Origin of the sequence: Heliomicrobium undosum (genome assembly GCF_009877425.1) — a bacterium.
Classification (GTDB): Bacteria; Bacillota; Desulfitobacteriia; order Heliobacteriales; family Heliobacteriaceae; genus Heliomicrobium; species Heliomicrobium undosum.
In genome coordinates, this window is record NZ_WXEY01000032.1 from 1 (window position 1) to 22013 (window position 22013).

19 protein-coding genes and 1 tRNA gene are annotated in these 22013 nt (G+C 53.7%); 14 read left to right on the top strand and 6 right to left on the bottom strand.

Annotation, left to right across the window (positions count from 1 at the left end):
• On the top strand, positions 1-357 hold a 357-nt coding region (locus GTO91_RS16455), incomplete at its 5' end, for a hypothetical protein (RefSeq protein WP_161259824.1).
• Between the two features lie 353 nt (positions 358-710).
• On the opposite strand, the gene GTO91_RS16460 is transcribed toward GTO91_RS16455, so the two are convergent.
• From GTO91_RS16460 to ybaK, 4 genes are all read right to left on the bottom strand, one after another.
• Complete coding sequence (locus tag GTO91_RS16460) at positions 711-1478, bottom strand: hypothetical protein (protein ID WP_161259825.1); 768 nt, start codon at positions 1476-1478, stop codon at positions 711-713.
• Between the two features lie 172 nt (positions 1479-1650).
• Positions 1651-2478, bottom strand: a complete 828-nt coding sequence (locus GTO91_RS16465; RefSeq protein WP_161259826.1) for a methyl-accepting chemotaxis protein — start codon at positions 2476-2478, stop codon at positions 1651-1653.
• A 230-nt stretch (positions 2479-2708) separates the two neighbouring features.
• Positions 2709-5738: a TIM-barrel domain-containing protein gene (locus GTO91_RS16470; RefSeq protein WP_235919665.1), complete on the bottom strand. Its 3030-nt coding sequence runs from the start codon at positions 5736-5738 to the stop codon at positions 2709-2711.
• Positions 5739-6012: 274 nt separating this feature from the next.
• The gene (ybaK, locus tag GTO91_RS16475; RefSeq protein ID WP_161259828.1) at positions 6013-6492 is read right to left on the bottom strand and encodes a Cys-tRNA(Pro) deacylase; all 480 of its coding nucleotides are present in this window, start codon (positions 6490-6492) and stop codon (positions 6013-6015) included.
• A gap of 289 nt (positions 6493-6781) precedes the next feature.
• On the opposite strand from ybaK, the gene GTO91_RS16480 reads away from it, so the two are divergent.
• The 8 genes from GTO91_RS16480 to GTO91_RS16515 all read left to right on the top strand — a co-directional run bounded on the left by GTO91_RS16480 (position 6782) and on the right by GTO91_RS16515 (position 14914).
• Positions 6782-7636: an STAS domain-containing protein gene (locus GTO91_RS16480; protein ID WP_161259829.1), complete on the top strand. Its 855-nt coding sequence runs from the start codon at positions 6782-6784 to the stop codon at positions 7634-7636.
• 11 nt (positions 7637-7647) lie between these two features.
• Entirely contained in the window at positions 7648-8043 is a 396-nt protein-coding gene (locus GTO91_RS16485) for an STAS domain-containing protein (RefSeq protein ID WP_161259830.1), read from the top strand.
• Positions 8021-8428 carry an anti-sigma regulatory factor gene (locus GTO91_RS16490; protein WP_161259831.1) on the top strand — a complete coding sequence of 136 codons (408 nt, stop codon included), beginning with the start codon at positions 8021-8023 and terminating at the stop codon, positions 8426-8428. Before GTO91_RS16485 ends, GTO91_RS16490 begins: the two co-directional genes overlap by 23 nt.
• Positions 8429-8449: 21 nt before the next feature.
• Positions 8450-9454 carry an ATP-binding SpoIIE family protein phosphatase gene (locus GTO91_RS16495; RefSeq protein WP_161259832.1) on the top strand — a complete coding sequence of 335 codons (1005 nt, stop codon included), beginning with the start codon at positions 8450-8452 and terminating at the stop codon, positions 9452-9454.
• A 2-nt stretch (positions 9455-9456) separates the two neighbouring features.
• Positions 9457-11316: an ATP-binding protein gene (locus GTO91_RS16500; protein ID WP_161259833.1), complete on the top strand. Its 1860-nt coding sequence runs from the start codon at positions 9457-9459 to the stop codon at positions 11314-11316.
• A gap of 323 nt (positions 11317-11639) precedes the next feature.
• Complete coding sequence (locus GTO91_RS16505; RefSeq protein ID WP_161259834.1) at positions 11640-12428, top strand: electron transfer flavoprotein subunit beta/FixA family protein; 789 nt, start codon at positions 11640-11642, stop codon at positions 12426-12428.
• Positions 12429-12443: 15 nt separating this feature from the next.
• Positions 12444-13487, top strand: a complete 1044-nt coding sequence (locus GTO91_RS16510; RefSeq protein ID WP_161259835.1) for an electron transfer flavoprotein subunit alpha/FixB family protein — start codon at positions 12444-12446, stop codon at positions 13485-13487.
• 17 nt (positions 13488-13504) lie between these two features.
• Complete coding sequence (locus tag GTO91_RS16515) at positions 13505-14914, top strand: FAD-binding oxidoreductase (protein ID WP_161259836.1); 1410 nt, start codon at positions 13505-13507, stop codon at positions 14912-14914.
• Positions 14915-15345: 431 nt separating this feature from the next.
• On the opposite strand, the gene GTO91_RS16520 is transcribed toward GTO91_RS16515, so the two are convergent.
• Together GTO91_RS16520 and GTO91_RS16525 are read right to left on the bottom strand one after the other, a co-directional pair.
• Complete coding sequence (locus tag GTO91_RS16520) at positions 15346-16809, bottom strand: 4Fe-4S dicluster domain-containing protein (RefSeq protein WP_161259837.1); 1464 nt, start codon at positions 16807-16809, stop codon at positions 15346-15348.
• A gap of 326 nt (positions 16810-17135) precedes the next feature.
• Entirely contained in the window at positions 17136-17441 is a 306-nt protein-coding gene (locus tag GTO91_RS16525; protein WP_161259838.1) for an STAS domain-containing protein, read from the bottom strand.
• Positions 17442-17665: 224 nt separating this feature from the next.
• Here GTO91_RS16525 and GTO91_RS16530 point away from each other — a divergent pair, with 224 nt between their 5' ends.
• The 5 genes from GTO91_RS16530 to GTO91_RS16550 all read left to right on the top strand — a co-directional run bounded on the left by GTO91_RS16530 (position 17666) and on the right by GTO91_RS16550 (position 21771).
• Complete coding sequence (locus GTO91_RS16530) at positions 17666-18913, top strand: serine hydrolase (protein ID WP_161259839.1); 1248 nt, start codon at positions 17666-17668, stop codon at positions 18911-18913.
• Positions 18914-19090: 177 nt separating this feature from the next.
• Positions 19091-19756, top strand: a complete 666-nt coding sequence (locus tag GTO91_RS16535) for a ComEA family DNA-binding protein (protein ID WP_161259840.1) — start codon at positions 19091-19093, stop codon at positions 19754-19756.
• 100 nt (positions 19757-19856) lie between these two features.
• The gene (locus tag GTO91_RS16540) at positions 19857-20033 is read left to right on the top strand and encodes a hypothetical protein (protein ID WP_161259841.1); all 177 of its coding nucleotides are present in this window, start codon (positions 19857-19859) and stop codon (positions 20031-20033) included.
• Between the two features lie 274 nt (positions 20034-20307).
• A complete protein-coding gene (locus GTO91_RS16545) occupies positions 20308-21558 on the top strand; it encodes an MFS transporter (RefSeq protein WP_161259842.1) in 1251 nt (416 codons plus the stop codon).
• A 137-nt stretch (positions 21559-21695) separates the two neighbouring features.
• Positions 21696-21771, top strand: a tRNA-Thr gene (locus GTO91_RS16550).
• Positions 21772-22013: the final 242 nt, after the last annotated feature.

A 22013-nucleotide genomic window follows, 5' to 3' on the forward strand; every position in this document is an offset into this window, starting at 1 on the left:
AATAAATATGTAACTAGATATAAGGATAAGATTAAATTCGGTATTACCAATATTGGGTTAGGGAAAGACAGATTGATTGTGCATTTTTATATCGATAACCAGTCAGACAAAGATGTAAAAGTGGCTGTATTTAAAAATATGTCCTTTATAGACGGTACAAGAAAACAATATGAGGCAATTGCATTTGAGAGTGATGATTTTACTAATATTAGTCCCGGTGCATATAAAGAGGGTAAAGTAGCGTTTAATTATTCAACTGCCTTGATAAAGGGTAATTATTCTTTCGAATCAAACTTTTGGATTATGGACCCAACAGCAGGAAATACACACTTCTCAATTCCTATTGTAGTAGATTAATTAAAATTTCTCGTTTTTGTGTGATAGGAGTGGGTTAATCAGACCACTCCTATCCGATTAAATACATATTTTCTTAGCTAATTTTTTCCTCGTAATTACGGATAAAAGTTGGGATTTTCTGGTTACCATCAAGGATCTATTTCGCTAGAAATTGTAGATTGGGTACTGAGTAGCACAATGACCAAAGAACTTGGCATTCAAGCGCTTCAAAGCGCGATTCCCAGGCACCGCCCATCTGAAACGAAAACGCTAGGAAATCAAGCTATCCTGCAGCCGACTAAGTCATACTAAGTCATACTAAGTTATGTCCAACAAAGCGGGAAGACCTTACATAGGAATCATAGAAGATTGGATCAGCCGTTGGCGGAGTTCAACGCAGTTATTATATCTACTGCATCCCTCAGCCTTTCATTCAAGACGGGTGCAGGAATGTCAGCCCAAGATCGAACACGAATAATAGAATTATCCACAACAATATTGGAATCAAGGTCTCTCCATTCTTCAGGCACTGCAATAATAACCAATAGATTATTCACTAGCAAAGCTGCTCCTTTTGAATAAACATCGGTCATCCGAAACAACGGCAAGTCTCGTTCATTTGTGGTGTAAATCGACAAAAATTGATAGTTCGGCCTATCCCTCAGTTCTTGAATCATAAATGGATTCAAAGGAAATAGGCGAGCAAACTGAACTTTCTTATTGTATTCTTTTAATGCATCCTCACGGCTCCTATACAAATAGAACACACTGCCGTTTCTATCAAATTCTTCTACAATTCCTGTGATCTCTGAGTAGCCTATATCGAATTCTGAATTGGATCTAAAAGAAGGAGGTATTCCGGCGTCCCTCAAATCATTAGAAGTAAAAAAGTCTTTATTTGATTTGATCTCATTTAATAGAGAGCAATCAATCCGGCATGAAACACGTTCCCCGAATATGGATGACATAAAAGCAAACTTAAAAAGTGATAAATATAAAAATAAAATCAAATACGGTATAAATTTTTTGCGGTCTCCAATTGTTTCAAGTTTATATAATTTAACCTTGGCTATTTTGATTAGGATCATACCGATAACGAATATGATAAAAAAACTAGATAAGCCGTGTTTGAAATAGATCACTCCCACTCCCCCCAGTGTGATGATTCATTACAAAAATAGCGGTTAGAGACGGCGTCTCTTAACCGCTATTTTCTATTCATTGATTCACCTATTAAAACAAACAATAGTGCGTCTTTTGAGATGAAAGGATGCCCGTAGTTATTGATGCTTTGATCATATTCGCCAGGGACAATTATAAAGAACCCGCCACCTTCGCCAATTCCCCGGACATCAGTCTCAGTTCCTGAATCGTTGAGGTAATCTTCTGCAAAATCTCGTTTTGATTCTCCGTCGATTCAAGCGAATGGCTCACACTATCGGCGCATGTTTTGATCCCATCGGTGATATTGCTCGTCAGCGTCTGAATCAATTTCGCCGTCTTTTGAGACTCATCGGAGAGCTTGCGAATCTCCTCGGCGACGATCTGGAACCCTCGACCTTCTACGCCGATGCGGGCCGACTCGATGGAGGCATTGATGCCGAGCATTTTTGTCTTACCCGATATCTTGGAGATAAAACCGAGGACTTTATTGATCTGTTGCACCGATTCGGAGATGGTTTGAATGCGACTCGTCAGTTCATTCACATTGCCTTTTATCGTTTCCGAGGCGGTGACGATTTGCTCGATGTTTTGGTGCAAATCGCTCATAAAGGAGTTGATCTCATTGGACAGGTGAATCGATCGGTCTTCTGTTTCCATCGATAAGCCTACACCGATGCAGCCGATGACATTTTCGTCGTCATCCAGTATCGGCGTTACCGTCGCTTTGAAGGGAAATCCGTAGGCTTCACGAGGCACGACTCCGACGATCACCTGTTTGGTATCCATGGCTAGGTGGATGGGATCCTCCTTGGGGACTGTCGCGCCGGTGTTCTGCTTAACATCGATGATCTCACCAGGGAAATAGGCTAAAAACTTCTCCCTGTCGGTGACACAGAACATCATGTCCTTCGAGATGATCCTCGAAAGATAGGGACCGATGGTTATAAAAGCGTCAACTAAATCTTTCCCTTTAATCATTGCCACTCCACCTCTATCTCACTTACTGAGTTTTTATATATAACTCGATCTTACAAAAATACCCTGACATAGTCAACGAATTTGCTTAACAAAAAAACAACATACGTTTAACGTATGTTTAACATTGCGAGTGAAACGAAAATGACAGACGCCACGAAAAATCCCCACCTCGCACAAGGTGGGGGTCGAATGTCGCCTGCTGTTTTGTATCAATACGTCGCCCTACGGAATTACTCGTTATAAACCAGTTCCATCTCGATCAAGGCGCTCACATCGAAAACCTTGATAAAGCTGATCCGGAGATCCTCATTATAGTACCACCCATTCTCTCCAGCAGTGGACAATTGCGACGCCCGTTGCTGCGTGGAACCGTAGGTGAGGCAGGGGAGTTCAGAAGCGCCGATCGTCACGCTGCGCAGACACCCGTTCGCGCCTGCCGCCTCCGCCGGATCGTGAAGGATGGCGACGAAGAAGTGCTTCTCCATTTTGGGTGTGTATCCGTCATGAAGCCGCTCGATGCGCACCAGCCGCTTGCCCCTGCCGTTGTAACGGTGGGTTATCCGCGTCTCCCGGTACTCGCTCTTGGCCTGCGGATCAGCGCCGAAGTTGGGATCGCCGGCAGGCGCCGAGGAACGGCTGACCCCATCGTCGAGATACATGGTGTATTCGCCGTCAGCACCGGGGTAGATGTTCAGCGTGATCGGGTTGGGCAGTCCTTTTTCATTGCGTTCACCCACATACTGCTCCAGTTCGATGGTGGGGATCACGGCGCCGTGGCGGACATACATGGGAACGATGAAACCGATATGGTTTGAGTCGGCGTTGATGGAGGCGTCGAAATCCCCAATGGTCGTTCCGCCTTCCACGGAGGCTTGCAGCGGTCGCCGGTTGTCCATATAGCTGTACCAGCGGCTTCCCGCCGGGAGATAGACCTGTCTTTTGCCGAAGCTGTTTTCTTGGGATTGTTTTTCCAGAACCGGCGCGATTAACAGGTCATTGCGCACCATGAACTGGTTGTTTATGAAGACAAGCTTGTCGTTTAAGAGCGCTTCATCTTGCTCATCGGTCAGGAAGAGGGGGCGGCAGATGGGCATGCCGTTCAAGGTGTTTTCAAACATGGCGTCATAGAAGAGTTGCATCAGGCGGTAGCGGAGTTCGATGTAGTATTTGCATACCGGCAGAACGCTCGAATAGATCGGCGCTTCATTGGGCGCCACTTTTCCTGCGTCGACGAGCTGCTGGTAAGCGTAGGGCTCTTGAAACAGCTTGATGTTATCTTTGGCGATGTAGTGGTTGCGGAACCAGGGGAGGAAGGCGCCGGCGGCGGTCCAGCGGATCAGCAGTTCAGGGTCTGCCCACTGTTCGTTATCCTTCGGCTCAAATCCGCCGATGTCCTGACCGCAGATCGCCTGCCCGGTCAGCCCCAGGGAAAGCACCTGGGCTACGTTGATCCGCAGGAAGTCCCATTCGGAGGCGTTGTCGCCGGTCCAGAGCGCCGCGAAGCGGTGCATGCCAGAGAAGCATCCCCGTCCGATGATGAAGTTGCGTTTGTTCTCCCGTCCTCGCAGGTGGTTTAACCCGTGATAGGTGGCCTTATGCAGGTTGTAGGAGTAGAGATTCCATACCGTGAAGGCGGGACTCTCCTGGTAGAGAGATGTGCTGTCTTCAGGGTCATAGGCTTTTGTAAAGTCGTCGGTCACCAGCAACCGCGACGGAAAGCCAAGCATGTCTCCGCGCGATTTGTCGATGCAGGGGGTCGTCATGTCCTGCCAGACCATTTCCAGTCCCATATCGAAGAGGGTTTGGTATTGTTCCCCCCACCAGTCACGGACCTCTCTCTTTCCAAAATCAGGATAGTTTCCCGTGGTGCCGCCGTGTCCGTAGTTGACTTCGCCGATGTAAGGAGCGCCGTCGTTGAAGGGTGCGTCCGAATCGAGGGTATAGGAGTGTTCCTCGCCGCCCTGATAGCAGTAGTAGGTCTTTGCGTCAGGTTTGTCGGCGCGAATGCGCTTATCGACGACAAAGTAGTTCTTTTCCTTCCCGCTGTAATAGGTGTCGTATCTGGGGTGATCGGGATCGCCGGATTCATCGGGATCTTGGTTACTGATGATGGGGGTGATATTTGTACTGCACTTGTAGCCCAGGCTGCGCAGACCGGCGAACATCTCCTTCGGGGCGGGGAATCGCTCATGGTCGATGGTAAAGGTTTTATGTTTCCGCTGAATGTCGACATCGATATGCAGACCGTCGATGGGGATTTGATACTCCCTGTACTCCCTTGCCAGCGTCTCTACCGCGTTGCGATCTTCCATGCCATAGCGCCCTTGGTGGTAGCCGAGGGCGTAGCGCGGCTTTAACCGGGCTTTCCCGACCAGGGAGGTGAAGGCGTCGAGCACATCGGAGCAGTTTCTTCCGAGGAAGAAGTAATAGTCCAGATCCCCGAAGCGGCTGCCAAACATGTACCGGCTGGAGTTCAAAAAGCCGATGTCCATGCAGACCTGCGAGGGGTTGTCGATAAAGAAGCCGCACACATTTTCTTTGTCGGGAACGCCGAAGAACTCCATGAAAAAGGGATCCGAGTGATAGAGGGGTTCTCTGTTCTCTAGGGGACCTCGGTTGTACACCTGCCGGTAGCGCATGTTGTCATAGTTGAAGAAGGTCAGTTGGGCTGTGTTCTTCGAAAGATCGAGGCCCCCATGTTCCCCGAATCCGATGAACTTGGCGGTGGCCCGTTTTTGGAAGGACTGGATGACGGAATACCCGTCCAGGCCGTTTTCGGTGTAGTAGATGGCCGGCGTCGCCGTCGACAAAACGGGGAAGGGGCCGTCAGGGTCGAGTTTGTAGGCGGTGATGCTGAAAGGAGAGTACTGGACGACGAGCTTCATATAAGGGACTTTCTGGCTGTCCTTAGTGATGATATGTAAGGCGCGAATATTGGACTTCATATCCACGTCGACAGAAAAGGGTTCCATCAGCCGGTGCAAATCGGAAAATGTATCCGTGACGATGGAACGGGTGTTGAACTTGGGGTAGTCTTCGGGCTTTTCTTTGTCCGGTCCAAAACGCAACCGGAATGTATCCATGCGGGGGAACTGGAGCAACATGACGCAGGTCTTGCCATCGGCTCTTTGGAAAAAAAGGGAGATGCTCTTTTGTCCGTCAAAGGCTGCACCGATGACAGAATCAAGGCTGTTCCAGGAGACGCAGCCTTCAAAAAACTGTTCGACCCGGACAAAGCGAAAGGCTTGCGTTTTCAGCAAGGGTGGACCCTCCTTCGCATCTACGACCGGCTTGAGGGACGTGTGAATGGACCAATAATTAAATGTTACCATGAATAAGTATTCCAAAAAATGGTTTTATATTCTTTATCATTCTTTTTCTCGGCAGTTTACATAACATCTATTTTGCGAAGTTGTATTTACGAGGAGGTCTTTGTTCGACGATTCGGAGGGGGTATTCACGGAACGCCTGCAGACTGAAAAACACCGTTTTCAGGTCGGAAGACCCGGAAGCGGTGTTTCATTATAAATATATTCAATTCGACCTCGAGATGTTCCCGCACCGCCCTCCGGTTGCGCGCAGCAGATCGGCAGGGGAGAGGACCATCTGGCAGCCGCGCACCCCGGCGCTGATCGATACTCTCTCCACCGACTCGATCCGCTCGTCCACGTAGAGGGGGTACTTTTTTTTCGTTCCCACCGGGGAAACGCCGCCGCGTACGTAACCGGTCAACGGTTGCACCTCTTTTAAGGGAACCGTGTCCACCTTTTTGTTGCCGCTCAGGGAAGCCAGTGCTTTGAGGTCCAGTTCGTAGTCTCCAGGGATGCAGGCCAGAATGACGCCTGTCTTGTCCCCCCGGGCGACGAGCGTCTTATAGACCTGTTTAATAGGAAGGTTGATTTTCTTCGCTACCGAGACGGCGGAAAGGCCTGCTTCATCGACTTCATATTCTATCAATTCGTAGGTAATCTTCAGTTGATCGAGGAGGCGGGCGGCGTTTGTTTTTTGGACCATGGAACTCATCTCCTTCTGCATGATGACTTGTCCAAAGGATGTCGTTCAGGCTAAGCAGGGCAGCCTTTAGGGTATTGATGCTCATTCATGAAATGAGACCTGTAGGATGGCGCCTTCATTAGCGTACCACGCGGAGTGTCTTGGGAAAAGGGTCCTTTTCACTCCTGTCAAGGTACTCTCCCGTGGATGTTTTTTTCTCGCTAGGAAAAAAAGAATGGTTTTAGCGGAAAGGGTAGAATTATAATGAAAGTAAAGATTTTGTTCGAACTAGGACAGGAGGAAGAGTAGGATGGCGACCCAAATAACCCGCCTACTGATGGAAAGAAAGGAAAAGCTGTTGCAGATCTGGATGGAAGGACAGGTCTCCGAATTGTCTCTTCGATTGGATCGGATGACCTCCCAGGACCTGTACCGGCAGTCAAAGGAGTTTGTTGACGCTTTCGTCGCCGCTGTCGCATCGGGGAATGTGGAGGACCTCAACCGCCACGAATGGGAGCCTGTCAGACGGATGCTCGTTCAGATCTCCGTCTCCCGCAGCCACCAGGGGTTCAGCCCCACGGAGACGGCCAACTATATCTTCAGCCTGAAAGAAGTGTTGATCCGTCTGATTCAGAGCGAACTCAACAATCAGATAGACGTCTTCGTTCAGGAGTTCATTCCCTTGTCACGAGTCCTGGACAAGCTTGGCCTGATCACCTTTGACAGTTACACCCGGGCGCGGGAGGAGATCATCATCCGCCAGCAGCAGGAGATGCTGGAACTCTCCACGCCTGTCATCCGCGTCTGGGATGGCATCCTGGCACTGCCCCTGATCGGCACTTTGGACAGCGGGCGGACCCAGGTGATCATGGAAAATCTGTTGCGGGGGATCCAGGACACCAATTCCGATGTGGCCATCCTGGACATCTCTGGCGTGCCGACGGTCGACACCCTGGTGGCCCAGCACATCATGAAGACGGTCAGCGCCGCCCGCCTGATGGGCGCCGAGTGTATCATCAGCGGTATTCGTCCCGAAATCGCCCAGACGATCGTGCAGTTGGGCGTCGATCTGTCCATGGTGAAGACACGAGCCTCCCTCGCCGGCGCGCTCCGGCTGGCTTATGAGATGCGCAAATTGACGGTCGTGCCCGCCGGCAAGGGCTAGGGGGAAGGAGCATGCAACGGATCCCCATTTTGAAGATGGGTCCATTCCTTCTGGTCACGATCCAGGTGGATCTGCACGATCGCCTGGTCATGGCCTTGCAGGATGATCTGACGAACATGGTTAGCAAAACAGGCGCCCGGGGCGTTTTGATCGATATCTCCAGCCTCGATATGGTGGACTCTTTCATCGGCCGCATGCTCGGCGGGATCGCTGCCGTCACCCGTCTCATGGATGCCCAGACGGTCGTCGTCGGCATGCAACCGGCTGTGGCCATCACCATGGTGGAACTGGGACTGGATCTCCCCGGCGTGCTGACGGCCCTGAATGTGGAAAGAGGCATGGAACTGTTGCGTTCCCGGTTGGGGCTCGTTCGGGAGATGGCCCATGACATTGATACCAAAGCGTGAACGTTTCCCTGTCACATGCGCCCAGGAGATCGTGGCCGTCCGGCAGCGGGTGCGTGACCACGCCACCTTTCTCGGCTTCAATCGTTTGGATCAAACCAAGCTGATGACGGCCACCAGTGAATTGGCGCGCAATATGCTCGATTACGCCGGCGGCGGAACGGTGTTCATCGAACAGGTGGAGGCGCAGGGGCGCCGGGGATTGCAGATAACCTTCGAAGACCAGGGGCCGGGGATCGCTGATCTTGACCTAGCGATGCAGGACGGTTATACGAGCGGCAACGGGCTTGGTCATGGCCTGCCGGGCGCGAAGCGGCTCGTCAACGACTTTTTTATCTCTTCTCGGGTCGACGAGGGAACTCAGATCGTCATCGTGCGCTGGATGTAGCAGAAAGAAAGGTGGAGGCGCATGAAGCATCACCGGTGGTATCAGGTCCTTGAGCTAAGCCAAGTAGGCGAGGTCCGGCGCGCCGCCAGCGAAATGGCATTTTCCATCGGATTCTGCGCCGAGGACGCCGGGCGGGTGGCCATCGTGGCCACTGAACTGGCCAGCAACCTGGTGAAGCATACGACCGAAGGCGGAGAGATCCTGATGGCGGCCGTTGAAGCGGGTGACTGTTTCGGCATCGAGATCATCAGTCTCGATAAGGGACCGGGTATCGAGAACCTCCAGCACATGCTGCTTGACGGCGTTTCCACGGCAGGCACCGTCGGAAACGGTCTCGGCGCCATCCGCCGCCTGTCCCAGGTCTTTGATATCTATACACGGCCCGAGCAGGGAACGGTGATCGTGGCTCGGATTTTTGAACGGCGATGGCAGCCTGCGGCGGTTTCGCTGGAGGTTGGGGCAATCATGCGGCCCTTCCCAGGAGAAAACGTCTGTGGTGATGGCTGGGCAGTCCGTTTCAGTGTTGGCGGAGGAGAGATCCTCGTCACCGACGGGCTCGGCCACGGGTCGCAGGCAGCAGCGGCTTCCTTGGATGCGGTGCGCTTTTTTCGAGAAACGGCGACCCCATCACCGGCTCAATTTATCCGTTCCATCGATGCCCCAATGCGCTATACTCGAGGAGCGGCGATGGCGCTGGCGTCGATCGACTTGGTCCAGCGTAAGGTCATCTATGCCGGTGTCGGCAATATTGCCGGGAGGATTCTGTCTCCTCAGGGGAGTGCCGGCTGCCTCTCTTATAATGGAACCGTCGGACTCAATCCGGGGCGGTTCCAGGAGAACACCTATCCCTGGCCGGAACAGGCTCTGTTGGTCATGCATTCCGACGGGCTCACGTCCCGGTGGGACCACACCGCCTATCCGGGTCTGCTGACACGTCTTCCCACACTGGTCGCAGCCGTCCTGTACCGAGACTTTTTTCGTGGCAATGATGATGTCACCGTCGTTGTTGTCCGGCAAGGGTGTTAGACATGAATGGAATTGTCATCAATCAATCGGATGTCCAATTTGAACCGGATATTATTCAAGTCCGCCAGAGAGCCCGCGATGTGGCCTCCTTGGCCGGACTCGGCGATCATGACCGGACCCGTCTGATCAGCGCCTTATCAGATATTCTCCGGAGCCTGCTCCTCTGCGGCGGCGGCAAGGTCGAATTCAACCTGCTCGAACGGGATAACCGGCAGTACCTCCAGATCATCATCCGGGGACGGGAAAAGTTCTTCACCGCCGGAGACGCTCCCGGCAATCGTTTGACCCAGGCGCCCGGTCCTTTCCGGTATGAAAACCTGGTCGATTTCTTTACCGTAGAGGATAAGCCGGGGGAGACGGAGGTGCGCCTCGCCAAGGTCATCCCAACCGCTTTGCCGCGCGTCTCCACGCCTGTTGTCGCTCGTTGGCGCGAGGCCTTGGAAAAAGAAAAGCCCCAGACAGCCCTGGACGAGATTAAACAGCAAAACCGGGAACTTGCCCAGGCGCTGGTCATGCTCCAGCAGCGGGAATTGGAATTGAAGCAGCAACTGGAAAAGGTGCAACGGTTAAACGATGAACTGAAAGAGGCGAAGGAAGCCGCCGATGCGGCTAACCGCGCGAAGAGCGATTTTCTTGCCACGATGAGCCATGAAATCCGTACCCCCATGAACGGGATCATCGGCATGACAGAACTCCTTCTTCAAACCGCCTTGGATCCGGAACAGCGCGATTACGCCGATGTGGTCATCAATTCGGCCAACCTGCTGTTGACGATCATCAACGACATCCTAGACTTCTCCAAGATCGAAGCAGGAAAGATGAACCTGGAGAATGTGGAGTTCGATCTGACCGTCTTGCTCACCGACGTGCTGCAGGTCTATTCCGGTAAAGCCGAGGAAAAAGGGTTGCGCTTTGTCTCCCAGATCGACCTGCAAGACCTTCGGCTCGTAAAGGGAGACCCGGTGCGGTTGCGGCAGGTCCTTTTCAACCTGCTTGGCAACGCCGTCAAGTTCACTGAAACCGGCCAGGTGTCGGTGCGCATTTCGCGGGAACATCCGGAACTCTGGCGGCAGTCCGACACTACCGGTGTTCGGGAACCCTGGCGGTTCATCGCCCCATGGAACCCGTGGGTCCGTTTCGAGATCGCTGACACCGGAGTGGGCATCCCTGACAGGGCAAAGGGGAAGCTCTTTCAGCCCTTTACCCAGGCAGATACATCGACGACCCGCCGGTATGGCGGCACCGGTCTAGGGCTTTCCATTGCCAAACGGATTGTGGACCTGATGGGCGGACGCATCGGTTTTGAAAGTAAGGAGAGAAGGGGATCTACCTTCTGGTTTGTCATACCGCTGGAACAGTATGGCCCTACCGGAACCGGTATAACGGACGCCATCAATGTTGCCGACGAGAATGTGGCAGCGAAAAAAGAATCGCCTGCAACAGTCATCGCGCAACAGGGTGTGGCGATCCGGACGGACAAACCGGTGCTTCTCGTCGAGGAGAATCCCGTCAGCCGGCGACTGGCCTTGCTCCAACTCAAAAAGTTCGGACTCACCGTTCACGCCGTTGAGAGCGGGGAGGAGGCGGTCTGCGCCGCCGCCGCCGGCGATTACGCGCTCATTTTCCTAGATTATTCGAACAATGAAAAGGATGGCTTTACCGTTGCAGAAAGGATCCGCGCTCACGCAAAGGGCGCCGGTGGAGCCACGCCCATCATCGCCATGACGGCCTTCGCCCTGCAAGGCGATCAGGAGCGTTATACCGGGGCGGGCATGGATGATGCGTTGCCCAAGCCGCTGAATCGGGAGGACCTGAACCGTCTCCTGTTGCGGTGGCTGCCGATGAATATAGAAGCAGGCTGAACCCCGGAGCACCGGGGTTCTACTATTTAGCCGCAGTGAAAAGTTTCACAACGAAAAAATAATATTTCCGAATATTTTTAATTCACAAAATATTAGACGTCGGACTTTTTTGCTTTATAATGAGTACATACAGAATACATTTCATGTGCGTTGCGGTAAGCCCCTCATTCACAAGCAGCATGCCAGGGCCATGCACTCTTTTTTTGCGCCAATACACGGTCTGACCACCGAGCCACCCGGCCCTCAAATGCTTGAGATGAACTGTGGTTTACGTCCACATGAACCAAACAACAGGTTTCAAATATTGCAGGGGGTGCAAAACGGTGAACATTGTCGTGCTTGTTAAACAGGTTCCCGGCACAGACAACGTGAAGATGGATCCCGTCACCGGCGTCATGATTCGCAGCGGGAAAGACACCATTATCAACCCGCTCGACGAAAACGCCCTGGCTGAGGCCATCCGCATCAAAAATTCACACGAGAATGTGAAAGTTACCGCAGTTAGCATGGGTCCCGAATCGGCCATGAAAGCCATCAAAGAAGCCATCGCCATGGGCGCCGACGGCGGCGTGCTGATCTCCGGCCGCGCTTTTGCCGGCTCCGACACCATCGCCACCGCCAAAGCCATCGCCGCTGCCATCCGCAAGGTGGGCGATGTGGACCTGATCCTTTGCGGCGAACGCGCCACCGACGGTGAAACCGGTCAGACGGGCGCCATGATCGCCTACTACCTGGGCATCCCCGTGGAAACCTATGTTTCCGGCGTGGAAGTCAAAGAAGGCGGCGTTATCGTCAAGCGGACCGTCGAAGGCGGCTTCGAGCGCGTCGAGATCCCCTTCCCGGTTATGGCCACCGTCAACAAAGACATCAACGAACCCGGTTTCCCGACCCTCAAAGGCAAGCTGAAAGCCAAGGAAACGGCTGTTCCCGTCTACGGCCCCGCTGAACTGGGCCTCGAGCCCGCTGAACTGGGTCTCAAGGGTTCGCCGACCCGGGTCGTGAAGGTGTTCAGCCCCAAGCTGTCCCGCGACACGATCATGAAAAAAGCTGACGGCACCACCGGGCCGGTCGAAGAAATGATGAAGTTTCTCGCCGGCAAGGAAGCCATCTAAGGGGGAGGGAAAAGAATGTCGACGTACGTCAACGCAAACGTGGAAAAAGAGCAGAAGCTCTCGCAATATAAAGGGGTCCTCGTCTTCGGCGAACAGAAAGACGGCAAGATCCTGACGGTCACCTACGAACTGCTGACCCGCGGCCGCAAGCTGGCCGACGACCTGGGCTGCGAACTCTCCTGCGTCCTCCTCGGCGACGAGATCGAGGGCCTGGAAGAGGTCGTCAAGCGCGGTGCCGACAAGGTCTTCTTCATTAAAGACGCCGTTCTGAAAAACTTCCTGCCCCGTCCCTACAGCAAAGCCATCACCAAGCTTTGCGAAGAGCTGAAGCCGGAAGTCATCGTCGCTGCCGCCACCACCACCGGCCGGACCGTCATGCCCCTCGTGGCGGCCATGCTGGAAACGGGTCTGACGGCTGACTGCACCGAACTGACCATTGACGCTGACACCCGTCTCCTTCTGCAAACCCGTCCCGCCATCGGCGGCAACATCATGGCCACCATCAAGACGCCGGACCATCGTCCCCAGATGGCCACCGTCCGTCCCAAGTCGGCCAAGCCGGCCGCTTTCGACGCTGCCCGCACCGGCGAAGTCATCGTCAAGGAATACGAAGGGGCGACCTTCTTCACCCCCGAAAAATTCCTCGAATATATCAAGGACACCACCCAGGAAGTCAGCATCGAAGAAGCTGACGTCATCGTCGCCGGCGGCAAAGGCATGAAGAACGCCGACGGCTTCCGGATGGTCGAAGAGCTGGCCCGCATCCTCGGCGCCGGCGTCGGCGCCACCCGTGACGCCGTTGAACTGGGCTGGACCACCTACCCGCACCAGATCGGCCTCTCCGGCAAGACCGTTGCGCCGAAGCTCTACTTCGCCTTCGGCCTCTCTGGCAAGATCCAGCACCTGGCTGGCATGCAAACGTCCGAAGTCGTCGTGGCCGTCAACAAGGATCCGGAAGCCCAGATCTTCAAAGTGGCCGACTTCGGCATCGTCGGCGATGTCTTCGAGGTCGTTCCCATGATGATCGAAGCCTTCAAAAACTTGAAGGCCAACGCGTAAGCAGGGGGTGTAGAGGAATGCAATTCAATAAAGTGACTGATAGCGTCGTCGCAGAACTGCGCACCCTCCTGGGTGACGCCAACGTTCTCATCGACGAAGAAAAGATCGAGATGTACTCCAAGGACGAAGTTTCCGACAAGCTTTGGGAAAAGATGCCCGAAGTCGTCGTCAAACCGGAAAACGCCCAGCAGGTTTCCGAAGTGGTCAAGCTGGCCAACCGTGAACTGATCCCCATCACCCCGCGGGGCGCCGGCTCCGGCCTGGCTGCGGGCGCTGTTCCCCTGCAAGGCGGCATCGTCCTCTCGCTGGAGAAGATGAACCAGATCCTCGACGTGGACACGGAAAACCTGTTCATGGTCTGCGAACCGGGCGTCACCACCGGCGACGTTCAGAAGACGGCCAAAGAACACGGCCTGCTCTACGCCGGCGACCCCTGTTCGGCTGACTCCTCCTTCATCGGCGGCAACGTGGCCACCAACGCCGGCGGCAACAAGGCCGTCAAGTACGGTGTCACCTCTCGCCACATCTACGGCCTGGAAATTGTCATGCCTGACGGTGAGATCGTCACCTTCGGCGGCAAGAACGTCAAAGACGTCACCGGCTATGATATCGTCCACCTGATGGTCGGTTCCGAAGGCACCCTGGGGATCGTCACCAAGGTTTGGCTGAAACTGATGCCCCTGCCCAAGTATGTGGCCGACCTGCTCATCCCCTTCGCCGATATGCAGACCGCCATCAAGGTGGTTCCCAAGATCATGACCGCCGGCATCATCCCCACCTGCCTCGAGTTCATGGACAGCCTCTCCATCAAATCGGCGGAGATGTACCTGAACAAGAAGCTGCCCTACGGCGACGCCGGCGCCTATGTTATCTGCGAAGTGGACGGCACCTCGGAAACGCAGGTCCAGGACGACTATGAGACCATCGGCAAACTGGCCCTGGAAAACGGCGCCCTGGAAGTCTTCGTGGCCGACAACATGTCCACCCAGGAGCGGATCTGGAAGTCCCGGAAATGCTACGCCGAAGCCATCCGGATGATCAGCCCCGTCTACTGCATGGAAGACATCGTCGTCCCCGTCTCCAATATCCCCAAAGCCATCGAGGCCATTGAGCGCATCGCCGCCAAGTATGAGTGCAAGATCCCCAGCGCCGGTCATGCCGGTGACGGCAACATCCACTGCACCATCATGCGCGAAGACCGCGACGATCACGCCTGGCATGAACTGAAGTACGCCGTCCTCGACGAACTGTACGAAGAAGTCTATGCCCTCGGCGGCAACCTGTCCGGTGAACACGGCATCGGCGCCAAGCGCGCCCAGGCCATGGACAAGCACATGACCGATGCCCAACGCAAGGTGCTGGTGACCATCAAGAAGGCACTGGACCCCAACGGCATCATGAACCCTGGCAAAGTCCTCGTCGGTTAAGCGACTCTGATTTCCATTTGATATATTGTGTCTCAGGCCGCAGCACGCTTTGCGCTGCGGCTTCTTTCTTTTAAAAAACAACTGCCGCTTCAGACCGAAGTCCGAGCGGCAGTCAAACATGAGGCGCCGGCTTAAGGTTAGCGAAGAGCAGCAAAGTTACCATCATCGCGATTACCAGTTCGAGCAACATGTTCAACGCCTCCCTTTTCTTCTGTTAAGAATATGTTAAGGTTTAAATACATTGTAAGATGTTTCACGAAAAAAGACAATATATTTCAACAATTAATCAAATGACCGATTGCAAAGTTCCGCCGCACTCGAAACAAAGGAAGGCCGGCACATCCTCGCCGGCCTTCCCAAATCAAGCCTTCATCATTGTTGACTGTTTTATCGATGTCTTTTTTTGGTTTTTCCGGACGTTCACTCTCTGTTTAGGAATGGCTGGGGTGGCTGTGCAGGTCAACGTCACTGTCATCGAGTGGTTCGAGGGCTTCTCGGATCGTTTTTACCTGTGCTTCAGCGCTGAACTTGTCGATCATCGCCTTGGCTTTGGCGCTATGGTTCAGTGCAGCCGGTCCACCGATACAGCCGCCGACACAGACCATGCCTTCGATGAAGTTTTCCGGCAGCTTGCCCACTTTGGCCAGGCGGAGCGCTTTGATGCACTCCTCAGCGCCGTTGCACTTTACCGGACGCACCTCCAGTTGCTTGTTAGCTTCTTTCAGCGACTGCACGACGGCAGCGGTCACGCCGCCAGAACGGGCGAAAGCGCGGCTGAAGGGGGATGTTTCTTCCCGGAGATTGGATTCGCACTCAGCCGGGTCGATGCCGGTGGCATGGAAGAGGGCGAACAGTTCCTCAAAGGTAAGGGTGTAGTCGACGGCTCCGGCGACAGACTCGCGCGTGATCTCCGCTTTTTTGGCGATGCAGGGGCCGATAAAGACGACGACTGCATTGGCATCCTTGGCTTTGATGTAGCGGGCTGCGGCGATCATGGGGGAGACGGTGGTCGACACGTTGCCCTTCAGGGCGGGGAAGTGCTTATCCACCATGTCATAGAAGGCCGGGCAGCAGGAGGTGGTAAGGAAAGAGCCTGCATGGATCTTTTCTTCCAGTTCCTTCGCCTCTTCGGGGACGATCATGTCAGCGCCGAGGGCCGCTTCCACCACATCGAAGAAGCCGATCTGCTTCAAAGCCGTGCGGATCTGGCCCAGATTGGCCTCAGGAAACTGCGCCACCACGGCCGGAGCGAGGACAGCGTACACGGGACGGTCTTTCGCCTGCAATGTGCCGATGACCTGGGTGATGAAAGACTTGTCCGAGATGGCGCCGAAGGGGCAGCGGTAAGCGCACTGGCCGCAGTTGATGCATTTCTTCTGGTCGATCGTGGCTAGTTTGTCTTCGCTGTAGGAAATGGCCTTGACCGGACAGGCCTTAATGCAAGGACGCTGTGTATCGGTGATAGCGCCGTAGGGGCAAGCTTGGCGGCAGCGACCGCATTCGATGCATTTTTCCTGGTTGATGATGGCCCGGCGGTTGATCTGGCTGATGGCGCCGACAGGACAGGCTTCCATGCAAGGGTGGGCGATACAGCCGCGGCAAGCTTCCGTCACGGTGAACCGTTCTACAGGGCATTCTTCACAGGCTGTCTGCATGACCTGAATGATGCCGGAGGAACCGCGCACATCATTGCCGCAGGCCAGGATCACCCGTTCTTTGAGGACGGCTCGCTCTTTATAGACACAGCAGCGGAAACGCGGTTTTTTGCCTTGCACGATCATATAGGGGATGAGGTCCCTATGCTGATCGAGCGTTTTTTCCATGGCCAGTTTGGCCACATGAGTCAGCACCTCATGCCGCAGCAGTTGCACTGTTGTTTCAAATTTGGGTTGCATCTGAGGTACCTCCTAATAATGATTGCGCGATTTTTTTCACAGCAAAAGAAGAGAGCAGAGAGGGTAGAAAAATAAAAAGCCGGCAAAGGGTGATTATCAGAAATTGGACAAATACTGGACCTTTCTAGAAAAAGTTCAAAGCGTGAATATGCACAAAACATTATAAAACCCTTGTCACATAGAGACAAGGGTTTCTTTTCGGAAATTCAGGGGGAAAAAGGGAACCATATGTGACGTTGAAACAAACTAGGTCCGGGGGAGAATGAAACTCGATAATTACGCAAGTGCATCCGAGCGTTAAGGTGGATCTGACAGAAACGAATCGGTTAGGACTGGATTTGGAAAACCCGATTTAAGCGCGTCAATTCAAAAACCTCTTTGACAACGCCGTGGATCCCTTTGATGATGACGTCGCCGCCGCTTTGCCGGCTCCGCTTTAATACAGTCACCAGAACGCCCAGACCGGAACTATCGATAAACTCAACGCGCTGCATATCAATATGAAACAGAACACCCTGCTTATCTGCATATTTGAGCAGCTTTTCCCGCAGTTCCGCAGCGTCAGTGACGAGAATACTTCCCGCCAGTGTTACGGATACCTGGTTGTTGGATGAATGAATTTCGTGAATCATGGCATTCTTCCTTTCCGAAAGGTTCTTCTCCATAGTGCTTTTAGTTTAACATAACCGTTCAAGCGGAACCAGTCCAACCGCCGATTGGATGGTTATTTAAACATTAAGCATACTCATCATATAACCATTATCTGCTTGTAGACACATCAGGTCTGCCTCTTTTACAATAGTGCATTGTGCACCCCAGAATGGGCGGCAATTAACACTATTGAAGGGGTGGAAAAATGCGACTCACGAGCAAATGGGGGTTGACAGTCCTTTTCGTCGCTGCAGTGATGCTATTCGGTATGGCAGTAGCTGAACCGGCGGCGGCCAATTACCCGGAGATCTCTCTGTCCATCAACGGCAATCTGGTTCAAACGACGCCTCCGGTCCAGACCAAGAACAGCGAGACATCCGTTCCCTTCCGAGGTGTAGCCGAAAGCCTTGGCATGACTGTCTACTGGAATCCAACGACCCAGGCTATGACGGTGATGAAGGGAGGCGCGGCGGTGACCGTTGAGACGGGGAACCGTTGGGCCTCTGCCAATGGAAAGACGATTCAATTAGCTTTTGCGCCATACCTTTCGAGTGAACGCCTGTATGTGCCGCTCACCCTGTTCGGGCAGGTGTTTGGCGCTGAACTCGGTTGGGACGGTGTGAGTCACATCGCCACGGTTCGGACGACGGATGGGTATTTTGCCCTTGGCGCTGGGGTGAAAAAAGTATCCCTCCCCAATTACGGTCCCCTGAAACAGAAGATCCAGGGTTACTTGAACACTCGGCCCGGACAGGTAAATCTCTATGTGCAGGATTTGACCTCCGGCGCCAAAATGGATATCGCCGGCGACGAGATCCACCGGACCGCCAGCACCCACAAGGTGCCCACGGTCATGTACCTGTACAGCCTGGCGGCCCAAGGGAAGGTTGATCTGGACGCCAAGCTGACCTATACGTCGCAGTACTACCGCCAAGGCACAGGCATCCTGCAGACCAAGCCCTATGGCGGCCAGTACACATTGCGCGAACTGGGCCGGCTCTCTATCGTCTACAGCGATAATGTAGCCTGGGTCATGCTCCTTGACTACCTGGGACGGGAGAATGTGAACAATTATATGCGCTCTCTCGGCGCTAATGTGACCGGTTCAGATGCCAACGGCTATTTTATCACGACGCCGTGCGACATGGGCAAGTACCTAGGCGCGTTGCTCGTCTTTAAGGATGCCTATCCCCAACTAGGCGGCGAGATATTCAGTGCGATGCAAAACACCATTTTCAATGAACGGATTCCGGCCAAACTTCCTAACGGAACGGTGGTCGCCCATAAAATCGGCTCGTTGAATGACAGCATCCATGACATGGGCATTGTATTCGCGAACAACCGTCCCTATATCATCTCGCTCTACAGCAAAAACGCCTGGGAGGCGGCGTCGAACGAAACGCTGGCGCAGGTCTCCAAGATGGTCTATGACCATCAGGTTTCTCTGCCGTGACATGATGTGTTGGCCCATAGCAGCCCTGACAAGCCCTAATGAAGCCTCGGTGTCATAAAAAGGACACCGGGGTTTTTTTGCAAGAAAAAAATACATATAAAATGAATTTATGGGAGGAAAAGGATTTTCTAGTGTCGAACCTGGAACGCTAAAAAGCAGAAAAAGGGTGACGAAATGATGGAGAATCCGAAACGGTTATTTGCGATTCTCGGCGGGTTGCTGGTCTTGTTGGTGATCGGCATGGGGCTTCAGGGCACGAAGCTCTATTCCCAAACGTCGCCGGAACAAAAAATCCTCCCAGCAGCAAGGGCGAATGTTTCCGGTGGGGAGCAGGGGACAAACCGGAACGGGGCAAAAGCGGAGAAGGAGATTGCCGTTCATGTCACCGGAGCCGTCAGTAAACCGGGCGTCTACCGCCTGCCCGCAGGCAGCCGTGTGGAAGACGCCATCCGGCTGGCAGAACCCCTTCCCGACGCCGATGTGGAAGGGCTCAACCGGGCAGCGTCTTTGACAGACGGTCGCCAGGTCCTTGTCCCCTCTCGACAGGGGGAAGGCGGCGAGGGGAACAATCGGGTGACCGCTGCCGCCAGTTCCGGACAAGGGTTGATAAAAAGCGGGGGGAGTTCGTCGAAACAGGCCGGCGTGAGCGCTTTAATCAACATCAATCAGGCTGACGCGGCCGAGTTGGACCGGTTGCCCGGTGTGGGTCCTTCGACCGCCCAGAAGATCCTCCAGTACCGGGAGACAAAGGGCCCCTTCCAGCGCACAGAGGACCTGCAAAATGTCCCCGGAATCGGTCCGAAAAAGTATGCCGATTTAAAGGAGATGATTACTGTAGATTGACTGTCTGCTAAGAGTCGATATGAGACGATATGTATGATAGTCGGGTGTGGCGGGAAGGCTTGCGAGTGACCGCAACCTTTTTAGACGGAGTGATGGGCGTATGATGCGTGTAATTTTGGACGGCATCGGTGAGAACGAAGCCTTTATTAAGACCGATGACGGAATCATGACGATTCCTCGGCATCGCATCCCTGAGGAGGCTCGGGCTGGTGACTGCCTGCTCATGAAAGACGGCATGTATGTGCTTGATTCTCAGGGCCGATGTGGGAAGTCGTAAAAATCGAACGGGAATTCCAGTGGCGTATACTGTAGCGGAGACAAAACTTAGTAAGGAAAAGAAGGAGACGGAAGAATAACTGCCCGTCTCCTTCTTTTTGTTTTGTGTCCTGTCTAATTTTGTGGATACCGTTGAGCCAATCGACGATAATCGTGTAATTGGGTGCAAGAAGGACCTTTTTACGGTTTGACTCCGGCAATCCGGGTGTTATAGTAGCATTTGTGGACATCCAGTCGCATCTTTGGTAATCGGGGCGGAAACGGAGATTTTACAGATGAACCTATCGTGGCAGTGGATCCAGCAAAATCGAAAGCTCCTACTCCTCAGCCTTGGTCACTTGGTGACCGATTTAAACCAGGGCGCCATGGCTCTGGTGGCTATCTTCCTTAAGGACCACTATGATCTATCCTATTTCCTGGTCGGGATCGCCATCCTGGCGGGAAACGTCTCCTCATCAGTCATCCAGCCGATCTTTGGGGTGCTCAGCGACCGCTATCGCACAACATGGTTGATGCCATTGGGTACGGTGCTTGCCGGAGCGGGGATGGCGTTGGCCGGTTTGTCGACGAATTTCTGGATGGCCCTGGCCGGCTTTCTCTTATCCGGCTTGGGTGTGGCCGCCTTTCACCCGGAAAGCTACAAGGCTGCCCAGGTGGTGGCCGGTAAAGGAAAAGCGTCGGCCATCTCGATCTTCTCCGTCGGCGGCAATCTTGGTTTCGGCATCGGTCCCCTGCTGGCCGGATTCTTTTACAAGGGGTGGGGATTGCCGGGATTGGTCGGCTTTTTGCCGATCACGATCGCCATGGCCTACATGCTCGCACAGAGCATGTCTGGTTTACACGCAGCGAGCCGCGCGAACGTATCCACGTCGACAGCGCGGCAAACCGCAGCAGCTTCGGCGGTTTCGAAGTCCGCTGCGGCTCATCCTGATACACTTCCTGTGGCGCCCTTTGCCTTTACAGGACCCCTGGTCACACTGCTGGCCATCGTTTTCATCCGTTCTTGGGTGACAGCAGGGCTGACGACGTACGTGCCGCTCTACTTTGTGGACATCTTGCATGGAACAAAAGACCAAGGCGCGAACCTGCTTAGCTACTTTCTCATCGTCGGCGCCATCGGTACGCTTTCGGGCGGTCCCATCGCTGACCGCTTCGGCGCCCGCCGGTTGATCTTCCTGTCGCTGTTCATCTCTATGCCCCTCGTTTTTCTCGTACCCTATACAGATGGTTTCGTCCTGCAGGCTATCCTGTCTGTGCTGGGGGTCGTACTCTTCTCCAGTTTTTCCTCAGCCATCGTCATCGGTCAGGAGATGATGCCCAACCACCTGGGCACCGTCTCAGGGCTGATCATCGGCTTTGCCATCGGCATGGGTGGCGTCGGTGTCACTGTGCTCGGGAAGATTGCCGACTTGGTGGGCATCGAACCTATCTTTACTGTACTGGCTGCTCTATTGCTTGTTGGCGCCGCCTTGACGGTGTACATGGCGCTTCACTGGAGAAGAAAAGAAGGGGCCGCCCTGTCGTAAGGGGCGGATTCTTATTGGTGGTGAAAAATGATTGGGCGCAAAATTGATCGCAACGACATAAGGGTAAATATACCATTGACTTCTTCGGGCCTAATTGTTAAAATGCAATTCCGTCGTGAATACGGCGGCTTTTTGTTGCCGGTGTAGCTCAGTTGGTAGAGCAATTGATTCGTAATCAATAGGTCGCCGGTTCGAGTCCGGCCATCGGCTCCAGTTACACGTGCATTCAAAAGGTTTTCAAGCAAAAATGAACAAATGCTTGAAAATACCAGTTGAAATGCTAGGTGGAACGTGATATTATAAGATTCCGCCCGGGGAACGGGCAAGAAAAAACTGGTCCTTGAAAATCGAACAGTTGCGAATCAAAAGCGTGCGAAACCAATCAATTCCGCTGTTGGTCGCTGATGATGCAAACGCCGTTAGACGTGAGTGTTATCAGGGGATAGCAGCAGAAA

Coding starts and splice junctions, on each gene's coding strand:
- GTO91_RS16540 (WP_161259841.1), top strand. CDS start 19,857: ATGATGCGTGTAATTTTGGACGGCATCGGTGAGAACGAAGCCTTTATT.
- GTO91_RS16515 (WP_161259836.1), top strand. CDS start 13,505: ATGCAATTCAATAAAGTGACTGATAGCGTCGTCGCAGAACTGCGCACC.
- GTO91_RS16545 (WP_161259842.1), top strand. CDS start 20,308: ATGAACCTATCGTGGCAGTGGATCCAGCAAAATCGAAAGCTCCTACTC.
- GTO91_RS16535 (WP_161259840.1), top strand. CDS start 19,091: ATGGAGAATCCGAAACGGTTATTTGCGATTCTCGGCGGGTTGCTGGTC.
- GTO91_RS16465 (WP_161259826.1), bottom strand. CDS start 2,478: ATGATTAAAGGGAAAGATTTAGTTGACGCTTTTATAACCATCGGTCCC.
- ybaK (WP_161259828.1), bottom strand. CDS start 6,492: ATGGTCCAAAAAACAAACGCCGCCCGCCTCCTCGATCAACTGAAGATT.
- GTO91_RS16485 (WP_161259830.1), top strand. CDS start 7,648: ATGCAACGGATCCCCATTTTGAAGATGGGTCCATTCCTTCTGGTCACG.
- GTO91_RS16495 (WP_161259832.1), top strand. CDS start 8,450: ATGAAGCATCACCGGTGGTATCAGGTCCTTGAGCTAAGCCAAGTAGGC.
- GTO91_RS16490 (WP_161259831.1), top strand. CDS start 8,021: ATGACATTGATACCAAAGCGTGAACGTTTCCCTGTCACATGCGCCCAG.
- GTO91_RS16500 (WP_161259833.1), top strand. CDS start 9,457: ATGAATGGAATTGTCATCAATCAATCGGATGTCCAATTTGAACCGGAT.
- GTO91_RS16510 (WP_161259835.1), top strand. CDS start 12,444: ATGTCGACGTACGTCAACGCAAACGTGGAAAAAGAGCAGAAGCTCTCG.
- GTO91_RS16530 (WP_161259839.1), top strand. CDS start 17,666: ATGCGACTCACGAGCAAATGGGGGTTGACAGTCCTTTTCGTCGCTGCA.
- GTO91_RS16525 (WP_161259838.1), bottom strand. CDS start 17,441: ATGATTCACGAAATTCATTCATCCAACAACCAGGTATCCGTAACACTG.
- GTO91_RS16480 (WP_161259829.1), top strand. CDS start 6,782: ATGGCGACCCAAATAACCCGCCTACTGATGGAAAGAAAGGAAAAGCTG.
- GTO91_RS16520 (WP_161259837.1), bottom strand. CDS start 16,809: ATGCAACCCAAATTTGAAACAACAGTGCAACTGCTGCGGCATGAGGTG.